The organism is Corallococcus praedator, from assembly GCF_003612125.1.
GTDB classification, from domain to species: Bacteria; Myxococcota; Myxococcia; order Myxococcales; family Myxococcaceae; genus Corallococcus; species Corallococcus praedator.
This window is the reverse complement of record NZ_RAWI01000047.1, coordinates 18,708-36,818: the sequence shown is the minus strand read 5'-3', so window position 1 is coordinate 36,818 and position 18,111 is coordinate 18,708. Positions and strand designations below refer to the sequence as shown.

17 protein-coding genes are annotated in these 18,111 nt (G+C 71.4%); 6 read left to right on the top strand and 11 right to left on the bottom strand.

From position 1 onward, the window contains the following. Positions 1 to 1,191, top strand: a 1,191-nt coding sequence (locus D7Y13_RS09050; protein ID WP_208734455.1) for an AraC family transcriptional regulator, incomplete at its 5' end; no start/stop codon positions are given. Positions 1,192 to 1,254: 63 nt separating this feature from the next. Here the strand turns inward: D7Y13_RS09050 and D7Y13_RS09045 are convergent. Next, positions 1,255 to 2,445, bottom strand: a complete 1,191-nt coding sequence (locus tag D7Y13_RS09045) for a zf-HC2 domain-containing protein (RefSeq protein ID WP_120583579.1) — start codon at positions 2,443 to 2,445, stop codon at positions 1,255 to 1,257. Positions 2,446 to 2,491: 46 nt separating this feature from the next. Continuing rightward, positions 2,492 to 3,163: an RNA polymerase sigma factor gene (locus D7Y13_RS09040; RefSeq protein ID WP_120583578.1), complete on the bottom strand. Its 672-nt coding sequence runs from the start codon at positions 3,161 to 3,163 to the stop codon at positions 2,492 to 2,494. 531 nt (positions 3,164 to 3,694) lie between these two features. Between D7Y13_RS09040 and D7Y13_RS09035 the strand changes: the two genes are divergently transcribed. From D7Y13_RS09035 to D7Y13_RS09025, 3 genes are read left to right on the top strand one after another with little or no spacing between them, the layout of a single operon-like run. Then, positions 3,695 to 5,455 (top strand): vWA domain-containing protein, encoded by a 1,761-nt coding sequence (locus D7Y13_RS09035; protein WP_120583577.1) that lies wholly within the window; start codon positions 3,695 to 3,697, stop codon positions 5,453 to 5,455. A gap of 13 nt (positions 5,456 to 5,468) precedes the next feature. Next, positions 5,469 to 6,557: a hypothetical protein gene (locus tag D7Y13_RS09030; protein WP_120583576.1), complete on the top strand. Its 1,089-nt coding sequence runs from the start codon at positions 5,469 to 5,471 to the stop codon at positions 6,555 to 6,557. Positions 6,558 to 6,606: 49 nt separating this feature from the next. Further along, a complete protein-coding gene (locus D7Y13_RS09025; protein ID WP_120536232.1) occupies positions 6,607 to 6,990 on the top strand; it encodes a hypothetical protein in 384 nt (127 codons plus the stop codon). On the opposite strand, the gene D7Y13_RS09020 is transcribed toward D7Y13_RS09025, so the two are convergent. The 6 genes from D7Y13_RS09020 to nfi form a co-directional block, all read right to left on the bottom strand. Continuing rightward, the gene (locus D7Y13_RS09020) at positions 6,971 to 8,140 is read right to left on the bottom strand and encodes a metallophosphoesterase (protein WP_120583575.1); all 1,170 of its coding nucleotides are present in this window, start codon (positions 8,138 to 8,140) and stop codon (positions 6,971 to 6,973) included. The two genes, D7Y13_RS09025 and D7Y13_RS09020, sit on opposite strands and share 20 nt — an antisense overlap. Positions 8,141 to 8,147: 7 nt before the next feature. Continuing rightward, positions 8,148 to 8,405, bottom strand: coding sequence for an acyl-CoA-binding protein (locus tag D7Y13_RS09015; protein ID WP_120536234.1), 258 nt, complete (start codon positions 8,403 to 8,405; stop codon positions 8,148 to 8,150). Positions 8,406 to 8,534: 129 nt separating this feature from the next. After that, complete coding sequence (locus tag D7Y13_RS09010; RefSeq protein ID WP_120583580.1) at positions 8,535 to 9,050, bottom strand: DUF2267 domain-containing protein; 516 nt, start codon at positions 9,048 to 9,050, stop codon at positions 8,535 to 8,537. A 101-nt stretch (positions 9,051 to 9,151) separates the two neighbouring features. Beyond that, positions 9,152 to 11,500, bottom strand: coding sequence for a GMC family oxidoreductase N-terminal domain-containing protein (locus tag D7Y13_RS09005; RefSeq protein WP_120536235.1), 2,349 nt, complete (start codon positions 11,498 to 11,500; stop codon positions 9,152 to 9,154). Between the two features lie 277 nt (positions 11,501 to 11,777). Beyond that, the gene (locus tag D7Y13_RS09000; RefSeq protein WP_120536236.1) at positions 11,778 to 11,993 is read right to left on the bottom strand and encodes a DUF2905 domain-containing protein; all 216 of its coding nucleotides are present in this window, start codon (positions 11,991 to 11,993) and stop codon (positions 11,778 to 11,780) included. Then, a complete protein-coding gene (nfi, locus tag D7Y13_RS08995) occupies positions 11,990 to 12,706 on the bottom strand; it encodes a deoxyribonuclease V (protein ID WP_120536237.1) in 717 nt (238 codons plus the stop codon). Before nfi ends, D7Y13_RS09000 begins: the two co-directional genes overlap by 4 nt. Positions 12,707 to 12,947: 241 nt before the next feature. Here nfi and D7Y13_RS08990 point away from each other — a divergent pair, with 241 nt between their 5' ends. Further along, positions 12,948 to 13,196 carry a hypothetical protein gene (locus D7Y13_RS08990; protein WP_120536238.1) on the top strand — a complete coding sequence of 83 codons (249 nt, stop codon included), beginning with the start codon at positions 12,948 to 12,950 and terminating at the stop codon, positions 13,194 to 13,196. Positions 13,197 to 13,204: 8 nt separating this feature from the next. Next, on the top strand, positions 13,205 to 13,786 hold the full coding sequence (locus D7Y13_RS08985; RefSeq protein ID WP_120583574.1) for a ThiF family adenylyltransferase: 582 nt from the start codon (positions 13,205 to 13,207) through the stop codon (positions 13,784 to 13,786). Here D7Y13_RS08985 and D7Y13_RS08980 read toward each other — a convergent pair. The 3 genes from D7Y13_RS08980 to D7Y13_RS08970 all read right to left on the bottom strand — a co-directional run bounded on the left by D7Y13_RS08980 (position 13,783) and on the right by D7Y13_RS08970 (position 18,006). Continuing rightward, a complete protein-coding gene (locus D7Y13_RS08980) occupies positions 13,783 to 14,943 on the bottom strand; it encodes an LOG family protein (RefSeq protein WP_120583573.1) in 1,161 nt (386 codons plus the stop codon). The two genes, D7Y13_RS08985 and D7Y13_RS08980, sit on opposite strands and share 4 nt — an antisense overlap. Positions 14,944 to 15,018: 75 nt before the next feature. After that, entirely contained in the window at positions 15,019 to 17,241 is a 2,223-nt protein-coding gene (locus tag D7Y13_RS48640; RefSeq protein WP_120583572.1) for a YfhO family protein, read from the bottom strand. A gap of 111 nt (positions 17,242 to 17,352) precedes the next feature. After that, entirely contained in the window at positions 17,353 to 18,006 is a 654-nt protein-coding gene (locus tag D7Y13_RS08970; RefSeq protein WP_120583571.1) for a TetR/AcrR family transcriptional regulator, read from the bottom strand. Positions 18,007 to 18,111 lie beyond the last annotated feature (105 nt).

Below are 18,111 nucleotides of genomic sequence, written 5' to 3'. Positions count from 1 at the left end.
ACGCCAGCCCCGGCCACACCCGCCGCGACGCCTCCCGCCGCGACGCCGCCGGCCGCCTCGGGGGGGCTGCCCGCCACCACGCCCAGCGCCACGCAATCGAAGCTGCCGCAGGGCTGGTACGTCACGGAGAGCGCGCCGCAGCACTACGAGGCGGGCGTGGACGCCAGCGCCCCGTGCGAGGGCAGCCGCAGCGCCTTCCTGCGCTCGCGCACCCAGGCCACGGACAGCTTCGGCACCTTCATGCAGGCCTTCAACGCGAAGGACTTCCTGGGCAAGCGCCTGCGCTTCACCGCCGCCGTGCGCCACCAGGACGTGAAGGGCTGGGCTGGGCTGTGGATGCGCGTGGAGGGAGCGGACCCCAAGCAGCCGCTCGCCTTCGACAACATGCAGTCGCGCGCCCTGGTGGGCACCCACGGCTGCAAGCGCTACGACGTGGTGCTGGACGTGCCCAGGGAGGCCACCACCATCATGGCGGGCCTCATCATGAGCGGCGCGGGCCAGGCGTGGCTGGATGGCGTGCGCTTCGAAGCGGTGGACGCGTCGGTGAAGACGACGGACCTTCTCAGCGCCGCGCAGCAGCCCCTGCCCTCCGGGCCGCAGGGACTGGACGAGTCCGCTTCCCTCTGGGGCCGCAAGAACATGCCCCTGGGCCGGGTGGGCGAATTCTGGTTCGACAGCCAGCGCGTGGAGACGAAGACGCCGCTCGTGCGCGGCACGGGCTCGACGTGGAAGGGCTCCTTCGGCGACGAGCTCTTCGAGCACGGCATCGAGGTGAACGGCGCCTATGAGGTGCGCGACCTCGCGGTGAAGGTGCGCGCTGGTGGCGTCGCGACCCTCATTGAAGGCACCTGGGGAGGCTCGCCGGTGTTCGTGCGGCTCAGCGCGGACTCGCTCGAGATGCGCTGGGGGACCCTCAAGCGCAACCTGCGTCGCGACCCCACCCTCTCCACGGAGAAGGGGTGCAACGCCTACGTGCAGATCCGGGGAAGGTACGTCGAGGACCGGCTGGACGTGTGCGGCGTGGCGCTCGCCACGAGGCCGCCCCTGACGCAGCTGGTGGCGGCCTTCCTGTCCGCGGGCTTCCGGAGCGACGCGGATGCGCCGCAGACCATGAAGCTCCACCCGCCGGTGCGCTCCAGGCAGTCCTACGACGAGAACGAGAACTACATCCCGCCCTCCCAGCGTCAGTAACAGGCCACGAAGGGCGAAGGGCCGGTGGGAAGACTCCCCCCGGCCCGCCTTTTCCCGCGACGGCTAGAACGCGAAGTCGCGCTCCAGCGTCTCCTGTCCGGCCTGCACCGTGAGGTGGGCCGCGTGCGCGCCGGTGGCCAGCGCCGTGGACAGGTCGAAGGACAAGCCCTCCGGTCCCTGCGTCGGCTTGAGCGACGGACGCCCCGGCGACAGGAAGACGGCGGCCGTCACGGCGCGCGTGCCCAGGGGCTGCACGAGCAGCCTCACCCGTTGACGCTCGCGCACCAGCACCACGCGAAAGTCGCGCCGCTCCTCCAGCACCTCACGGTGCTCCGGCAGGCGGGCCGCGCCCGGGCGCCGGGCCGCGTCCGCGCGGGAGTCCCGTGCCGCGCGGGGGGCGGACAGCCCTTCCTCTTCCAATTCCAGCGCCTCTTCGATGGCGGTGTCGCCCTCTTCCAGCGCCAGCACGGCCTGCGCGCACTCGCCGCACCAGGCGGTGTGGGCCTCCACGCGCGCCTTCTCTTCGCGGCCCATCTCCCCCGCGTCCAGGCGCCACAGCTCTTCGGCGGTGAGGTGCCGCCGGGGGGGCATGTCCACCACCGCGGTCTCCGCCCGGTCCGCGCGGCAACCGGCGCAGTCCTTCAGGTGTTCGGTGTCCTTCAGGGGCTTGCCCGTCCAGGACGCCAGCAGGTCGTCGCAGCCGGCCCGCGCGGAGAACCACCAGGCGCCGGGGCGCTCCACGGGATCCAACAGGTCGCGCTCGGCGCGGCGCTCGGCGTTGAGGGGGATGAACCAGCGCGCCCGGGGGCGCAGCGCGGTGTCCAGGTAGCCCAGCGCCCCGAGGAAGCGCTCGCGAGCGGCGGCAGCATCCCCTTCCAGCGGGCCCTTCAGCATCTCCCACGTCACCAGCGCGCGGGCGGCGGAGGCGGCCCGGTCGCGGGCGGAGAGTCCTTCCAGCGCGGAGGCGCGCCACACTTCGGCCTCCTCACCTTCCTCGCCCAGCGCGGCCTCCATCGACTCCTCGGCGGCCCGTAGCAGCAGCGGCTGGAGCGCCTGGGGCTTCTGCGCGCGCAGCCAGGCTTCCAGCTCCGCGCGGCCCAGCGACTTCAGGGCCTCTTCCACCCCTTCGGTGCCCAGCCGGTCCGACCGGCGGAGCACGTCCCCCACCACCTCCAACAGCTCGCCCACCGGAGCGGGACCCGCGGCCAGGCGTGCTTGACGGGCCTGGTAGCGGGACAGCGCGTCGCCCTTCATCGCGGCATCCCGCGCGGGGCGGAGGACGGCATCCCTCCGAGGGATTTCACGAAGGCTCTTCCGGCAGTCCGTCCCGCTGCAATTCGAGCAGGTACAGGCGCAGGTATGCCTGGGCGCGACTGACGCGCTTGTACGAATTCACCACGCTGATGTCCAAACGCCGTGCGCATTCCTCGTGATCCTCCACGTCCTCGTGGTGATACAGCTCCCATGCTGAAGCCTCCTTGGGGTGCTCCTGCTGGAGCCTGGCGTAGGCGGCCCAATACAACTCCTGCGCCTCGGCGCGCTCCTCGCGACGCCGTGCGCCCTCCACCGCCCGGGCCACCTCGGACGGGGTCTCTTCCATGACGTCATCGGGCGAGGCCGGCGCGGGCGCCAGCTCCTCCCGGTGTCGCCGGTAGAAGTCGATGGCGACGTGCTTGACGATGCGCAGGAAGAACGTCTTGGGAGACGCGCTCCTGCCCGGCATCTGTTCGGACACGCCGCGGAACTGATCCAGGCCCCGGTCGAGGAACTTCCCCACCGCGTCCTGGAAGAGCTCGTCGGCGTCCGCCGGAGAACCGCGTCCGTAGCTGCCTTGAATCCTGCTGATGACGTAGCGGGCCGGGCGCGCCCATCGCGCGCAGAGGGCCCCCAAGGGGTTGCCCACGGGCTCGCCCGTGGTGCGGCGGCGTGACACCTCCGCGAACAATTCCTCATCCGTGAGCTGCTCGTACACCGGAAGGCCCTGGAGGCTGTCCCGAGACGGGCGTCATCCCGGGAGGTTGGGTTGCGGGGATGTGGCGCGGCAAGGTACCACGTTGGCATCCGCGGACAGCCTCCCATGAAGTCGTGGGCGCCCGCGTGCCGGAACCACCGGACAGTCGGGAGCACCTGGAATGCCTCGACGCGTCCCGCTGCGGGTTCCTGACGCCCCTTTTCGAGAAAAAGCACAGGCCCCCTTCGCCCTCTAAGGAGGCGAAGGAAGCAGCGGAAAAGCCTGGGGAAATTTCCCGTCAGGAATCCGGCCAGGGAGGCGTCCAGGGGCGCATCGCTTTCGAGCGCCCGGCCGAAGAGGCCCCACAAGCCATGGTTCGACTCCATCTCCCCGCCCGAAAGGGCGGGGAGCCCGTCGGCGGTCCGACACTGAACTCTTGATTCAGCCTTCCGGCTTCCTCACTCGGGCGCTCACCTTTCCCTTCCACCCCTGGCTGCCCCTCCCGGGCATGCCTCTGCCTTGTGTTCTCGATGTCCCGAAAGGGGGACTGCCATGACGACGCGCACCCAGACGACCCTTCCGGAGACGCAGCGGGGACCCGCCGAGCGACTGCTCGACGTGGTGCTCGGCGGCTCCGCGCACCTGTGGCACCACCGCCCCGGCCTGAACGTGTCCGGAACCTGGGAGGCGGCGGCGCACGCGCATCCGCAGGCCCGCGCGCGCTGGCCCAAGGTGGCCCCGGGCCTGTTCGTGCCCGCGGCGGTGAAGCTGTACGGCCAGCTCCTGGAGCTGTACCGCCTGAACCCCACGCTGATGGCGCACTTCGCGTCGTACGCGCTGACGCAGACGGACTGGCGCGACCTGAAGGTCGCCACGTGCGCGCTGATGCTGGTGCAGGGTCACGCGGGCCTGCCCGTGCGCGACGGCCAGGGCGCGGTCGCCTTCCACGACGACGACTTCCGCGCCATCGGCGAGGCCATGGTGCTGCACTACGTGCGCCGCTCCACGCGCATGCTCACACCCAAGGCGGTGCTGCGCGTGGCGGAGCTCCTGGAGGTGCCTGAAATCGCGCGCCTCAACCGTGAGGCGGGCTTCGGCGACCCCGCGTCGCACAAGCCGCCCATGGGCCGCTGGAAGAGCGTGGCGCGCAAGTGGCTGGCCGCGCGCGAGGCGAACCTGCCCATGCTCCAGGGTCTGGTGAAGGCCGGCTACAAGGAGACGCTGAAGAAGCTGGCGCGCAAGGCCGGCTACAAGCCCATGTCGCAGGGCTTCTTCGAGGTGCTCGGCTGGAAGCAGAAGCAGGCGGACGGGGGCCACCGCGACGTGGGCCTGCACGGGCTCACGCTGGTGAAGCGCGAGCGCTTCGACGGGCTCAGCGAGGCGGAGATCTGCGAGTGGATTGAACTGGAGCGCCTCTCCTACAAGGAGGTCGTGGGCCGCCTGCCGAAGGACGTGGGGCTCACGCCGGCCATCCTGGCGACGCTGTTGCCGTCGCTGTCGGACCGCGACCTGCGGCTGATGACGCCCACGCTGGAGGAGCTGGGCCTGATGGAGGAGCCCAGCGTGAAGGCGCGCTGGGAGCGGGCGGTGTCTCGCGCCACGGATCAGCGTTCGCTGAACATCGCGAAGAACGTCCGGGGCGAGGACCTGCGCCGCAAGCTGGAGGAGGCGAGCGACAACGCCGCGCGACACGCGGTGGCGCAGGCGACGGCGGACATGGACGTGCGGGTGATGTTCCTCATCGACAAGTCGGGGTCCATGGAGGGTGCCATCGAGCAGTCGAAGGAGGCGCTGTCGCGCATCCTCGCGGGCTTCCCGATGGACAAGCTGCACGTGGCGGCGTTCGACACCATGGGCACGGTGCTCAAGCCCAAGGCGGCCAACCGCACGGCGGTGCAGCACATGCTGGCCGACATGAAGGCGTCGGGTGGCACGGTGCACGGGGCGGCGGTGCACGCGCTCCACCGCGCGGGCGTGCGCATCCCGGCGGAGGCGAAGCTGGTGGTGATGGTGGTGGGTGACGAGGCGGGCGAGGCGGGCGACCAGTTCGCCAAGGCCTTCCACGCGTGCGGCTACACCGTGGCGGCGATGGCGATGCTGGTGAGCGTAGCGGGTGCGCGCGGCAATACGGTGCGCACGGGCGCGGCACAGTTGGGCGTGCCGTTCAGCGAGGTGAGCGTGGGGCAGTTCGCGGACCCCTACCAGGTGCCGCGGGTGCTCCAGACGTTGATGGATGCGCCGCGCATGGAGGGAGCCCACCAGTCCGGCTGGGTGGACCGTGTGATGAGCACGCCCCTGTTGAAGGTGGCGTGAAGGAGGCAGGGGCGTGGACTACCGGAAGCTGCTCGGGAAGGTGGAGTCGGCGGTGCTGCCGTATTTCGGCGGCGGGACCGTGGACGCGCCTTCACGCCGCCTGCACCTCACCACACCCGTCGCACCGGGCTGGTGGCGCTTCGAGGTGAAGGGCCGTCAGGCCACCGCGCGCGAGCCGGCCTCCGCCGAAGGGCTGGAGGACCGGCCGCGCGTGCGGGGCCACCTGTGGGGCACGCGACTGGTGCGCGAAGGCGCGGTGGCGGAGCCCCTGGCGTTGATGCCGGAGGAAGAGCCGCCGCGCCTCTCGCCGGTGACGGCGCGCCGCTGGCATGACGGCACGCTCGTGTTCGAGGGCGTGGAGTTCGAAAGCGAGTCGGAGGAACTGGCGCGACACGCGCTGGAAGAGGACCGTCCGCTGGGGGAAGCGCGAGGCGTGGGCGCGTCCCTGCGCGCGGCGTTCAGCTTCGCGGTGCTGGAGGTCGCGTCGCGCGGCACGGGCATCCCCTTCGCACCGGTGGAGGCCCGCGCGCGCGTGCTCGACGTCGCCCGCGGTGGACGCGCGGAGGCGGAAGCGTGTCTGCGGCGGCTCGCGGACGAGCGTGTCCGTTTCGTGCGGATGCAGGCGGAACAACAGGCCCGTGGGGACGCGGAGGCCCGGGCGTTGGAGTCCGCGCGGACGGAGCGCGAGCGAACCCTTCAGGAATTCCGCCAGGATGCCGCGACCCGAGCGAGGGCCCAGGAGCGGATGGCGCACGGTGTTCGCGGCGGGGCCTCCGCGCAAGGGACGTGGACCGGAGCGGGCCTCACGTCCGGCCAGCAGCGGCGCGCGGAGGCGGCGTCCGGCGAATGGGCGGAGCGCGCGTTGAGCAAGGCCGGCGCGCGGATGCTCGACCACCGCCGGCTGGGAGTCGGTTTGATGGAAGTGGTCTACAGCTTCATGGGCGAGCGCTTCGTCACCGTGGTGGAGATGGCGACGCTGCGGGTGCGCGACGCGGGCGTGTGCCTGGCGGGCGCGGACGACCGGGTGACGTTGGAGAGCCTGCCGTCCGTGCTGAAGGAAGCCATCGACACGGGCGCGCTGGTCATCACCCGACATGTCTGAACACACGCGCCTCCCGCGTCCGGGAGGACCACGGAGAAGAGAGGGGCTCATGTCGACACGCGAGGTGTGCCTGCTCATCGGGCCCGGAGACGAAGTGCTGTGGGGCGACTCGTTCGACGACCCCGTGGCGCTGCCGGACTCCCGGGCGCGGTGGGAGGCCATCTGGAGCCTGCGGGACACGCTGGTAGAGGTGACCCACAGCCACCCCGAAGGACCGCTCGGCTTCTCATCGGAGGATGAGACGACGATGGCCGCGTTGCAGGCGGCGCTGGGCCGGCCGCTGCGCTTCTCGGTGGTGGCGCCCGACGGAATGGTAGCCCGCGTCGGCGGGGAGGACGTGCCCGTGCGGCACGAGCCTCCGTGGGCCGCGCCGCTCCGCATTGCGTCAGGGCTGCTGTACGGCCAGCCCCGGCTCAGCCCGGGAGCAGGATGATGCGGGCAATCTCCGGCGGCGCGGCGACGCGCATGGGCGGCCCCACGAAGCCGCAGCCCCGGCTGACGTAGAGGTGGGAGCTGCCCATCTGGCTCAGGCCCGCGTTCTGCTCACCCCAGATGAGGTGTCCCAGCACGTTGCCCGGGAACATCTGTCCGCCGTGCGTGTGCCCTGAAATCTGGAGGCCCACGTCGCGGCGGGCGACCTCCTGGAAGTTGGAGGGCTGGTGCGCCAGCAGCACCGACGCGCGGTCCGGACGCAGCCCGCGCATCGCTGCGTCCAGGTCGTAGCCGGGCTCGCCCAGCTTCTGCGCGCTCCAGTCGTCCACGCCCAGCAGATCAAAGGACGCGCTCGCGTCCCCAATGGACACGGAGCGGTTGCGCAGCACCGTGATGCCCAGCCCCTGGACGAACGCCACCCACGCATCCGCGCCCGAGTAATAGTCGTGGTTGCCGGTGACGAAGAATGCACCGTGCCGGGCCTTGAGCGCGCCAAAGCCCCCCGCGTAGCGCCCCAGCTCCGCCACGGTGCCGTCCACCAGGTCCCCCGTCACCGCGATGAGGTCCGGCTTGAGCGCGTTGGTGCGCGCCACCAGCTCGTCCACGAAGCGGCGCTGCAGCACCCCGCCAATGTGGATGTCCGTGAGCTGCACCAGCGTGAAGCCCTCCAGCGCCTTGGGCAGCCGGGGCAGTCGCACCGGAATGTCGCGCACGTCCGGAGGATGGAAGGCACGCCAGGCGCCGTAGGTGCTCACCGCCGCGCCGGCCACGGTGGCGCCCGCCGCCAGGCCCGTCGCGAGGAAGGCCCGGCGCTCCGGTGACGGAGGCTCCGGCGCCTTGCGCACGCGGGCGAGGACGCGGCCGCCGACGTCCAGGGCCAGCGTGAACATCAGCAGGTAGAGCACCAGCCCCATCCACAAGAGCAGCACGATGCCCACCGTCCGGGCCACTTCGGAGGAGAGCATCGCGCCCAGCATGCGGGCCCCCACGGAGCCCACGAAGCCTCCGACGAAGAGCACGATTCCAGCGCGGCGCAGTCCCTTGCGCGCCGTCACATCCCGCACGAGGCGGCGGTACAGGTAGACGTGGGCCACCGCGAGCAGCGAGATGACCGGCACGAGGAACAGCGCGAGGCTGAGCCAGCGAGGCATGGGGCGTCTACTTCTTCAGCAGCCCGTCCACGAGCGCCACGTACTGCTGCTTCGCGGCGTCCTTCGCCACGCCCTTGCGCTTCTCCCAGGCGTCGTACTTCGCACGGCCCTTGATATCGAGCATGCCGGGGCGCTTGCCCTGCACGTCTCCTTCAGTGCCCTGCTTGTAGAGGGAGTACAGCTCCAGCAGCGTGTCGTTCGAGGGAGCCTTGGACAGCGTCTTCACCCGGGTCTGGGCGGCGCTGAAGTCATCGTCGAGGGCCATGCGTTCTCCGGCAGGGTGCGCCGGAGACCTTAAGGCACCTCGCGCCCCCTGACACGCGCCGCGTGGCGCGCGCGTGCGAAAGGGCCAGGGGATGGAGCCCACCCGACACACCGTCGGGCGGGCCCCGCTTCACATCGTCGGCAGCCACAGGTGGCGGATGTCCTGCGGCAGGTGCGCGCTCACGTCCTCGGCCTCGCCTTCGCTGATCTGATGGCGGACGGCATCCATCACCGCTCGCACCACCGGCTCCACCGCGTCCGGGTGCAGGGCGAGGTCATCCCCCACCTGCTTGAGCAGCTCGTCGCGCCCGAACTTCTCCGGACGGGCCTCGGCGTCGTGGCGCTCGCACCGGTGCAGCAGCTCCGTGAGCTTGCGCGGAAGCTGCGCCTCCAGGTCGTGCGACTCCTCCGCGTGCAGCCGCTGCTCCAGCCCGCAGAGGACGGAGACGGCCGCCTGCTGGGCGACGGCGGGCGACATGCCTCCCCGCTCGCACAGGTGGTCGATGAAGCGCGCATAGGTCTGACTGGCGCGCATTGCACTGCGCCGCGCACGCCGCTCCTCGATGGACGGCTCGCGGTGCTCCTCCGCACGCTCGTCATCCTGGGGTGCACCCGAGCGGCGCTGCGGGTCACGGTCTTCAGCCATGGGGTCCTCCCTGTCGGTCCCGGTGGGAAACAGGGTGCCCATGCCCACCCCGGAGGGCACGTCATCGCGGCCTGGTGGACCTTGAGCCGCCCGCCCGGCTGCTAGGCAGCCATGCGTCGCACGTAGGTGTCCCAGAGCGCGCCGAAGAAGAAGCTGCCGAAGCGGCCCAGCGTCTCCAGGCGGTGCAGCTCATCGCGCCCGTTGAGCACCCGCAGGGTGGTGAGCTGCCGGGCGAACTCCGCCGCCGTCAGCCGCAGGAAGCCCCGGCCGATGCACGGAGCAGCCGCCCCATCGCCCTTGTGCAGGGAGACCAGCAGCGTGGTGGTGTCCTTCCACAGGTCCGGGCCCGGGTCGTCGTAGAGGTCCTTGTAGCCCTCCAGGTAGTAGCGCTCGCCGGCCTCCGTGAGCAGGTTCAGCAGGTACTCCATCCGCTGGCCGCCCGGCCGGGCGTGCTCGCGCGTCATCAGGCGCAGCTCGCCCTTCGTCACCACCAGCGGACGCGAGGACAGCACGGGCGCCGTCACCGTGCCCATCAGCTTCAGGGGGTGGTGCTCGTCACGCAGCGTCGCTTCCAGGTCCTCCGCCGTCACGGTGAGCACGAAGCGCAGGGGCGTGGCGTCGTCGCGCTCCGGCTTGCCGGCCTCCAGGAACGGGGCGGCCACCGCGCCGGACACGAAGCCGTGCATCGTCTCCGTGAAGCGCACGCCCACGGGCCCGGGGGCCGTACGGGCATCGCGCTCGGACAGCGGCGCGTAGTCGATGGTCCAGCCGTGGCGACGGGCCATCAGGGCGCAGGCCCGCTCGGCGACCGCGGAGATGGTGAGCAGCGGGTTGATGCCCAGCGAGCGCGGCATCACCGAGCCGTCGGACACGTACAGCCCCTCATGCACCGCGCGGCCGGAGGCCCCGGAGAAGACGCGGCCCTCGTGGTCCACGACGCCGTCCTCGGCGCGCTCGGCCATCACGCAGCCGCCCAGCGGGTGCGTGCAGAGCACCTCCCTGCCGAACGCCTCCGACCAGAGCGGGTAGCGCACGTAGGTGCCGCCCAGCGCGGCGGTGGCCCGGCGCAGGCGCTCCTCCACGCGGATCAACTGGGGGTCCCGGCCCGCGTCCGGCCAGTGGAGGCGCACGCGGTCGTGCTCCAGCCGCAGCTCGCCCCTCGCCTCGTCGTGCGACATCACCATCAGCGTCTGCGTGTGCTCCACCGCGCCGTGGTCCGGTCCGCGCACCAGGCTCTCGGCCTGACGCAGCCGCTCCTGGACCCAGTCCAGGATGCCCTCGTCGGTGTCCTCGCCCACCATCGCCGCCGCGCCCGCCAGCGCCGCGGGCATCAGCGAGGCCAGCGCGCCGGGGATGGCGCCCTCCTCGATGATCATTCCCTCGTCCAGCCGCGCCGTGTCGCGCTGGTCGATGGCGCCCGTGATGCAGGGGCCCACCGGGTCGCGTGCCTCGTGGTCCTGCTCGCCGTGGCCCACGCCGTGGACGGGCATGTCCAGGTTGTAGCCGAAGGCCAGCACGTCGCCGTTGCTGCTGAAGCGGTGGCCCAGCCTCGAGGACACGGACAGGCCCTGCTCACGCGAGCGCAGGAGGATCTCCGCGGTGCCCATGGTGCCGGCCGCCAGGATGACCCGGTCGGCGGTGAGCCACGCATCGGGCGCGTCGAAGCGCTCGCGGCCGGTGTGGTGGGGGCGGTAGTAGACGCGCCACTTCGCGCCGTCCGGAACCACCGCGCGCACCGACACCTCGGTGAAGATGCGGGCCCCGTGCGCGTGCGCGTCCGGCAGGTAGTTCATCAGGATGGTGTTCTTCGCGCCGGTGTTGCAGCCGGTGGAGCAGTCGCCGCACAACGAGCACCCCGGCTGCCGCACGCCCGCGGGGTTGACGCCCTCCTCGAACGTCACGGCCAGGGGCGGCCGCATCAGCCGTCCGCCCAGCTTCTCCGCGGAGATGCCCAGCGTCTTGAGCTTCTGAAGCGGCGGGTGGTCCTCCGGGTACGGCAGGGGCCGCAGCATCAGCTCCGCGTGCGCGAAGCCGTCCTCCAGCAGGCCGTGCACGTCGGCGCGCAGGGCCTCGGGCCAGCGCGGGTCCTCGAACACGCGCGGATCCGGCCGCATCGTCACGTTGGCGTTGATGAGCGACGTGCCGCCCAGGCCGCACCCGTTGATGACGGACACGTCCCCGTTGCGGTGCACCTCGATGAGACCGGTGGGGCTGCCCACGTCCAGGTCGCCCTGGCCGGGCGCGCAGTGGAGCTGGAACTCGGCCACGGCCTGCGCGGGCGTGCGCGGCATCTCGCCGGGGTGCATCTCACGGCCGCGCTCCAGCACGCACACCTGCTGTCCCGCGCGCGACAGGCGACTGGCGGTGATGCCGCCGCCATACCCCGAACCGACCACGACCACCGGGTAGTGCGATGCCAGCTCGCTCAATGGGGACGACAACCTGCGCATGCTCGCTCCTGACGGCTGCTCCGCCGCCCTCTTTTCGAACGTCGCCTCTATTCCCGGGCGGGGCCGGGAAGACGGGGGCCGCATGCTGCGCGGTTCACCGGCCTGGATCCACTCCTCGTCCGGCTTGTGCCCGTCCCGGGAGCACCGGAACAGGCCCCCCGCTGCCCGTCTGGACAGCAGGCAGGCAACCCCACGGGTGGGAGCCCGTCGGACAGACGGCGAGCGCGCCCATCCTTGAGCGAAAATCCGAGGCCGGGAGTTTCGCCGGGGCCGCGGGCTAGAAGAACCGGCGCAGCACCCAGGCGCCCAGGCTGAGCAGCACGGACACGACCAGCATGGACGCGATGGGGGCGAAGAAGCGCGTGTGACCGCTCTCCACGCGGATGTCTCCCGGCAGTCGTCCGAACCAGGAGAAGGCACCGGCCCAGACGAGGAGGCCCACGACCACGAGCCCCAGGCCCGCGACCACCAGCATCAACCCCATGGGCTTCATCCGGGACTCCCCTCCTCCAGCTCCGACGCCTCACCTCCTGCCCGGCGGAAGGCGTTGACCAGCCGGTGCGCGTGGCGCGTCGTCTCCGGCTCACGGTAGCGCGGGCTCGCCTTGAGCACCCACTCCACGGCGGTCTCCAGGTCCATCCGGTGGCCGGGGGAGACGAACACGGGGCTGACGCCCTGGCGCGTGCGGACCGCCATGCCCACCACCTCGCCCTGGTGTGTAATCGGGGCCGTGGCCCCCCTGCGGTCCGCGAGCTTGCCGGGCGTGCCCACCAGGAGCGACTTGGCGCAGCCGATGGACGGCACGTCGAAGAGCAATCCCCCGTGACAGGCGATGCCCAGCCTTCGCGGATGCGCGGTGCCCTGGCCGTCGAAGACGAGCACGTCGGGCCGGACCGTCAGCCTCGCCCAGACGGCCGCCAGCACCGGCAGCTCGCGGAACGACAGCAGCCCCGGGACGTACGGGAAGGACAGCGGCACCGCCGCCACGGACCGCGCGAGGGGCAGGAGCGTCGCCGCGTCCAGCACCACCATGCCGCCATAGCCCGTGTCGTTGCCCTTCTCCGTGGAGATGTCCGCGCCCGCCAGCCGCGTGACCTTCAGGCCCGGAGGCGGCTGGAGGATGAGCTGTTCGCGCAGGCGCTTCTGCAGCGCCACGGCCTCCCGGGGTGTGACGTTCCAGTGATGCTGTGCTGGGGGTGACTCCATGGGTTGTGTTCCTCCTGGAGCCCAACACTGTGCACGCCCACACGGAGCGTCGACGGAGGGGCCGGGACAGGCCGCCTCGTGACACGGCCACGTCACGGGTGCTGGCGCCCGGCTGCGCGCTTGCCCCTTCGCGCGGCCCCGACGGGTGGGGTTGTCAGGAAGGCCGCGGCCACGGCGTCCCGGGCCAGGGTTCCCGGCCGGCCGCGCTTCCGCGGGCGCGCTCTTCAAGGAGGCAGCAACCATGGCCACGCTCAACATCACCTTCGACGGACTGTCGGCCGACGTGCCGGTGGAGCTGGAGCGGGCCATCAGCGACACGGACGTGCGCCGCATCGCGGTGGAGCTGGTGCGCTCGGGCGGAGTGCCCGGCCTCCACCGCATCCACCTGGGCGAGGACGCCTTCCAGCACTACGTCGTGGACCGCTTCCGGGGCGCTCGCGGTGACGAGCGCATCTACCTGCGTCCGAAGGTGCCCTTCGGGGCGCGTTGAGGGCCGCCATGCGCATCGTCTTCTGCGGGGTGGGGGCCATCGGTTCGACGGCGGCCCTGCTGTGTCGCAACCTGGACGCGACGCTGGTGTTCATCGACTTCGACCGGGTGGAGTCGAAGAACCTGTTGTCGCAGGCGTACGTGAAGCCGTCCGTCGGGAAGAACAAGGCGGAGGCGCTGAAGCTCCAGTTCCACAACCTGCACGGCGTGAAGGCGGAGTCCTTCGGCGTGCGCCTCACGCGCGACAACGTGGAGGCGCTGTGCAAGGGCGCGGACCTGCTGGTGGACGCGTTCGACAACCAGGACAGCCGTCAGTTGCTCAGCGACCACGCCCGGAAGACGGGCACGCCGCTGGTGCACGGCGCGGTGTCCGCGGACGGGACGTTCGGACTGGTGCGCTGGGACGAGCGCTTCGTCCCGGACGCCGAGGACACGCAGGGGCAGGCCACCTGTGAAGGCGGCGAGCACCTGCCCTTCCTGGGACTGCTGGCGGCCACGCTCGCCCGGACGGTGCAGGACTTCCTCAAGCACGGGGTGAAGCGGGACGCCTTCGTGAACCTGTTGGCCGTGACGCCGGTCGCGGCGGATTAGCGAGGGGGCGGAGGCAGCGCCCCTTCGCGCTCTTGATCAAAGCGCACGAGCGCCTGGACAATGTCCTCCTGCGAGTCCGTGAGCAGCAGGTGGCGCGCGTACTCGTGTCCTCGCGCCAGGTGCTCCAGCAGTGGGTACACCGGTCGGGTCTGCGTCCAGAACTCGCGGCCCAGGAAGAGCATCGGGCTGATGATGCCCACCGTGTTGTAGTGGTTCTGGCAGGCGTCCTGGAAGATCTCCTGCACGGTGCCGGCGCTGCCGGGGGAGTAGACGACGCCGCCCCGCGCGATGGTGAGCAGGCCCTCTTCGCGCACGCTGTTGGCGAAGTACTTGGCGATGCGCGTGGCGAACGGGTTGGGCGGCTCGTGGCCATAGAGCCAGGTCGGGATGCCCAGGCTGTCCCCCAGGGCGCGGTCCTCGTCGCGCATCGGCCAGGCCGCACGGACCTCGAAGGCCCGGGCCAGCCATTCACGGTCCTTGTAGGACGGAGCCTGGGACAACAGCGCGAGCGCCGCGTCCAGGTCGCCATCACTCCGCCCGGCGAACCACGCGCCCAGGTGCGTGGCTTCCATGGCGCCCGGACCGCCACCGCTCACCAGGAAGAAGCCCCGGCGCGCCAGGGCACGGGCCAGCTCCGCTACGGAGCGGTAGTCCGGAGCGCCGCGCAGCATGGAGTGTCCGCCCATGATGGCCACGACCCTGCGGGGCCGGCCCTCGTGCTGGAGCACATCTTCCAGGGCATCGCTGATGGCGTGGTCGTGCAGCCGCTGCGCCAGGGTCTCCAGCAGGGACGGAGGGTTCGCCCCGCCGCGCGAGTTCCAGTGCGCGTAGATGCGGGCATCCGGCGTATCCGCATAGGTGTCGGGGTGCGCGGGGTCGAAGCCCGCGTACAGCTCCTCCGGCGTGTAGAGACTGCCCCGGTAGGGCGAATAGGGCAGGCCCGAGAACGGCGGGAACACCATGGCGCCCTGCTCCACCACCCGCAGCAGGGTCTTCGCGTCCAAGAGGCAGCCCAGGAAGACGGTGCCGGTAAGGTCCGAGCGCAGCAGCGCGTCGCTCCACGCCGTCAGGTCCAGGCCCTGGAGGATGACGTTGGCGAGGCTCCGGCCTCCGGCCAGGTGCTGCTCGAACGCCGTGAGGTCTTCCAGCTCCATCATGTGAACGCCCCGCGAAGAAGGGTGGAACCGCCGGGCGCATCTTCGGACCATTCGCGACGAACGCCCACTGCGCTGTCATGCCCCGACGCGCCTCCGTGAACCCATCACCACCCCCAACCCACCGAGCACCGACAGGGCCAGCCCCACGCGGAAGCTCCAGGGCCGGTAGTCGAAGCGAACGACGTGAGAACCCCGAGCCACACGCACGGCCCGCACGATGAGGTTCGCGCGGTGCACGGGCACCTCCGTCCCATCCACCGTCGCGACCCAGCCCGGGTGGTGGCTGTCGCTGACGACGAGGTAGCTGTCGTCACACGCCTCCACCTTCAACTCCAGATGCTGCGCACCGTGGCGCTCAAGGCTCACCGAGCCCGAACACCGGGGCCGCTCCAGCGGTTCGCCGGAGGCCAGGAAGACGGTGTCCCGGAAGGGCTGGGCCGGATCGCTCACCGCTTCGAGTGCCTGCGCATCCGTCACCACCCGGGCGCGCTGCACCAGGAAGGCCTGGGGCAGCGCGGTGTTCGTGCGCGACAACGTCGTGCCGTCCTCCACCTTGGAGAGCAGCTCCAGGTCCTCGAAGGGCGGCGGGCCCCAGCGCACGTAGTGCGTGATGCCCACGAGGTCGTAGATGCTCCGCTTCCCCGCGAGGTGGAACTCGTCCCAGAACAGCGGCTCCGGTGCACCGTTGCCCTCCAACGCGGGCAGGCGCTCCTCCACGAAGCGGTTGGGCATCAGCCGGTCCAGACTGCGCTCGATGGTGTTCGTCGCCACGCCCAGGGTCGGATCCGCGGGCCCATCGACGTCCGTGCTGATGCGCCCCTCGAAGGGCTGGGGAAGAAAGGGCCGCATCGTAAGGGGCCGCAGCAACGGCTCGAGCGGCGTGTACGTGGGAACCCCCAGCAGCGAATGCGCCGCCGCCAGTTCCAGCACCGCGAGCGCCGCCAGTCCGTAACGGACCCGCCGGGGCCGCGCGAAGGACCCGAGCGGCAGCAACACGCAGAGCACCGCCAATCCCAGACACAAAGGCACCCACGGAGCCCCCGCCTCCGCCGAGGCGCGCATGGGCAGCAGGCGCACCACCGGTCCAATGGCAGCAATGGCCCCGACCATCCCGACGACGGCCACGGTCGCGCGGAGGCGAGAGGGACGAATGCGCCGCGCAAGCCTCCCCGCCGCGTCCAGCCCGAAGGCGGAGAGCACCGCGAGACAGAACGCGGCCCCCACGAAGTACTTCGCCGGATAGCGGAACAGGGAGAAGGGAGGCAGGACCTGGAGCACCCAGGCCGCGGGCGCGAAGTTCCGGCCCAGGCTCAGCAACACCAGTCCCAGCGCCCCCACCGCGAAGGGCCGCGCGCGCCGGGGCCCCCGGATGGCGCCCAGCACCGCGAGCGCGCAGGACACGGTGCCCAGGAACAGGGTGAGGATGAACCACTGGTCCTCGCCCCAGTACTTCCCCCGGGGCCAGTCCGCGAGCGGCCACAGCGCGGACAGCACCTGCGGCCATGACATGGACCAGGTGAGCTGCCCGGCCCAGTCCCGCTGCATGCGCGACGAATTCCGGGCCAGCTCCGCGGTCGGCAGCAGCGCCACCGCCGCCAGCACCGCCGACAGCGTGAAACCTCCCGCCACGCGCGCCACCGCCACCGCGCGCGCCCGCGCCACTATCCGCGAACCGGCCCCCGCCACCAGCACCGCGACCAGCCCCTGCCACAGCGTCGTCTCCGGCGAGCCCGTGAAGAGCGACAGCGCGGAGTAGACAGCGAGCCGGAGCACCGGTCCCCGCCCAGGGCGCCGTGTGACGTCATACGCGGCCCCCAGGATGAAGCCGCTCCACGCGGCGGCATCGACGACGTTCTGCTGGGTGCCCAGTCCCGTCATCATCGGCGACAGGCCGAACATCGCCCCCGCCACCAGGGACGCTGGCCAGGACGCCCGCAGCCTCCGGCACAGGAGGAACACGCCCACCGCCGCGAGCACCGCGTGCCCCACCTGCAGCACCGTCATTGAAACGATGGGGCCGGCCAGCAGCACCGCCGCCCAGCGCGGCGGGTAGTACACCTGCGAGTAGAGCGTCGCCGCGAACGGCTGGCCCAGCCGGAGGTAGGGATTCCACAGGGGCACTTCGCCCGCGCGCAGCGACTCCAGCAGGAAGGCCGAGTCCGGGAAGAAGATGCGGAACACATCCCGGCTCGCGAGCACCTGTCCGCGCAGCACCGGGCTGTACACGAAGGCGAGCATCGCCAGCAGCCCGACGGCGGTGAGAACCCCTGCCCTGCTTCGCTTTCGCGGCGCCGTCATGGATGCATCGGGGTGGCCCGTCCGCGCCCCGCGAGGAAGGAGTCGTCCTCCCGGGTCTGCCCTCGCATGCGGGAGGCCGGGCGGGATGTTGCCCGCATTCCCCGGGAACGCCTAGGACGCAGGCGGGCCCTGGACGCCCAGCATCCGCAGCGACAGCTCCACGTGCAGGTCCGCCAGCATGTCGACGTCGAGCGCGGCGGTGGGCTCGTACCAGTACGGCAGCCGCAGCCCCAGGGTGGAGATCGCCGCCGCCGTCACCCCCGCGTGCGGCACCGAGAACACCCCCTGCGCCCTGCCCCGCTCGATGACCGCGTGCAGCAGGGCCGCGGACTGTTCCCGCAGGGCCAGGGAGGGCGCCGCCAGCTCCGGGGGCAGCGCGTGGATCTCCTCGTTCACCACCACCGCGAGCTGGGGATGGTTCGCGTGCAGCAACGTGTGCGCCCGGACCAGCGCCCGCAGTTGTTCGACGGGCTCCGAGCCCGCGCCCAGCAGCGCCGTGCGCAGCCCTTCGTGGTGCGCCTCGTGGCCCATGCGCACCAGCTCCGCCAGCACGTGTTCCTTGGAAGGAAAGTGCGCGTAGAGCGCGCTGGGCCGCAGCTCCAGCGCCGTCGCCAGGTCCCGGATGGACGCGCCGTGGAAGCCCCGGCTCGCGAAGAGCTGGAGCGCCGCCTCCAGGATGCGACGACGCGTCCCGTCAGGGACCGCCGAGGCCGGAAGGACCGCCTTCTGCGCGCGCAGCCTGGACGGAGGAGGAGGAACGGACATGGGTGGCCTTGCGAAACGAACGTTCGTTCAGATAGCCTTCAACGGCATCAGCAACAGCGAAGTCTAACGCACCTCTGAACGGTCGTTCATCCCGATGTGGCCGCC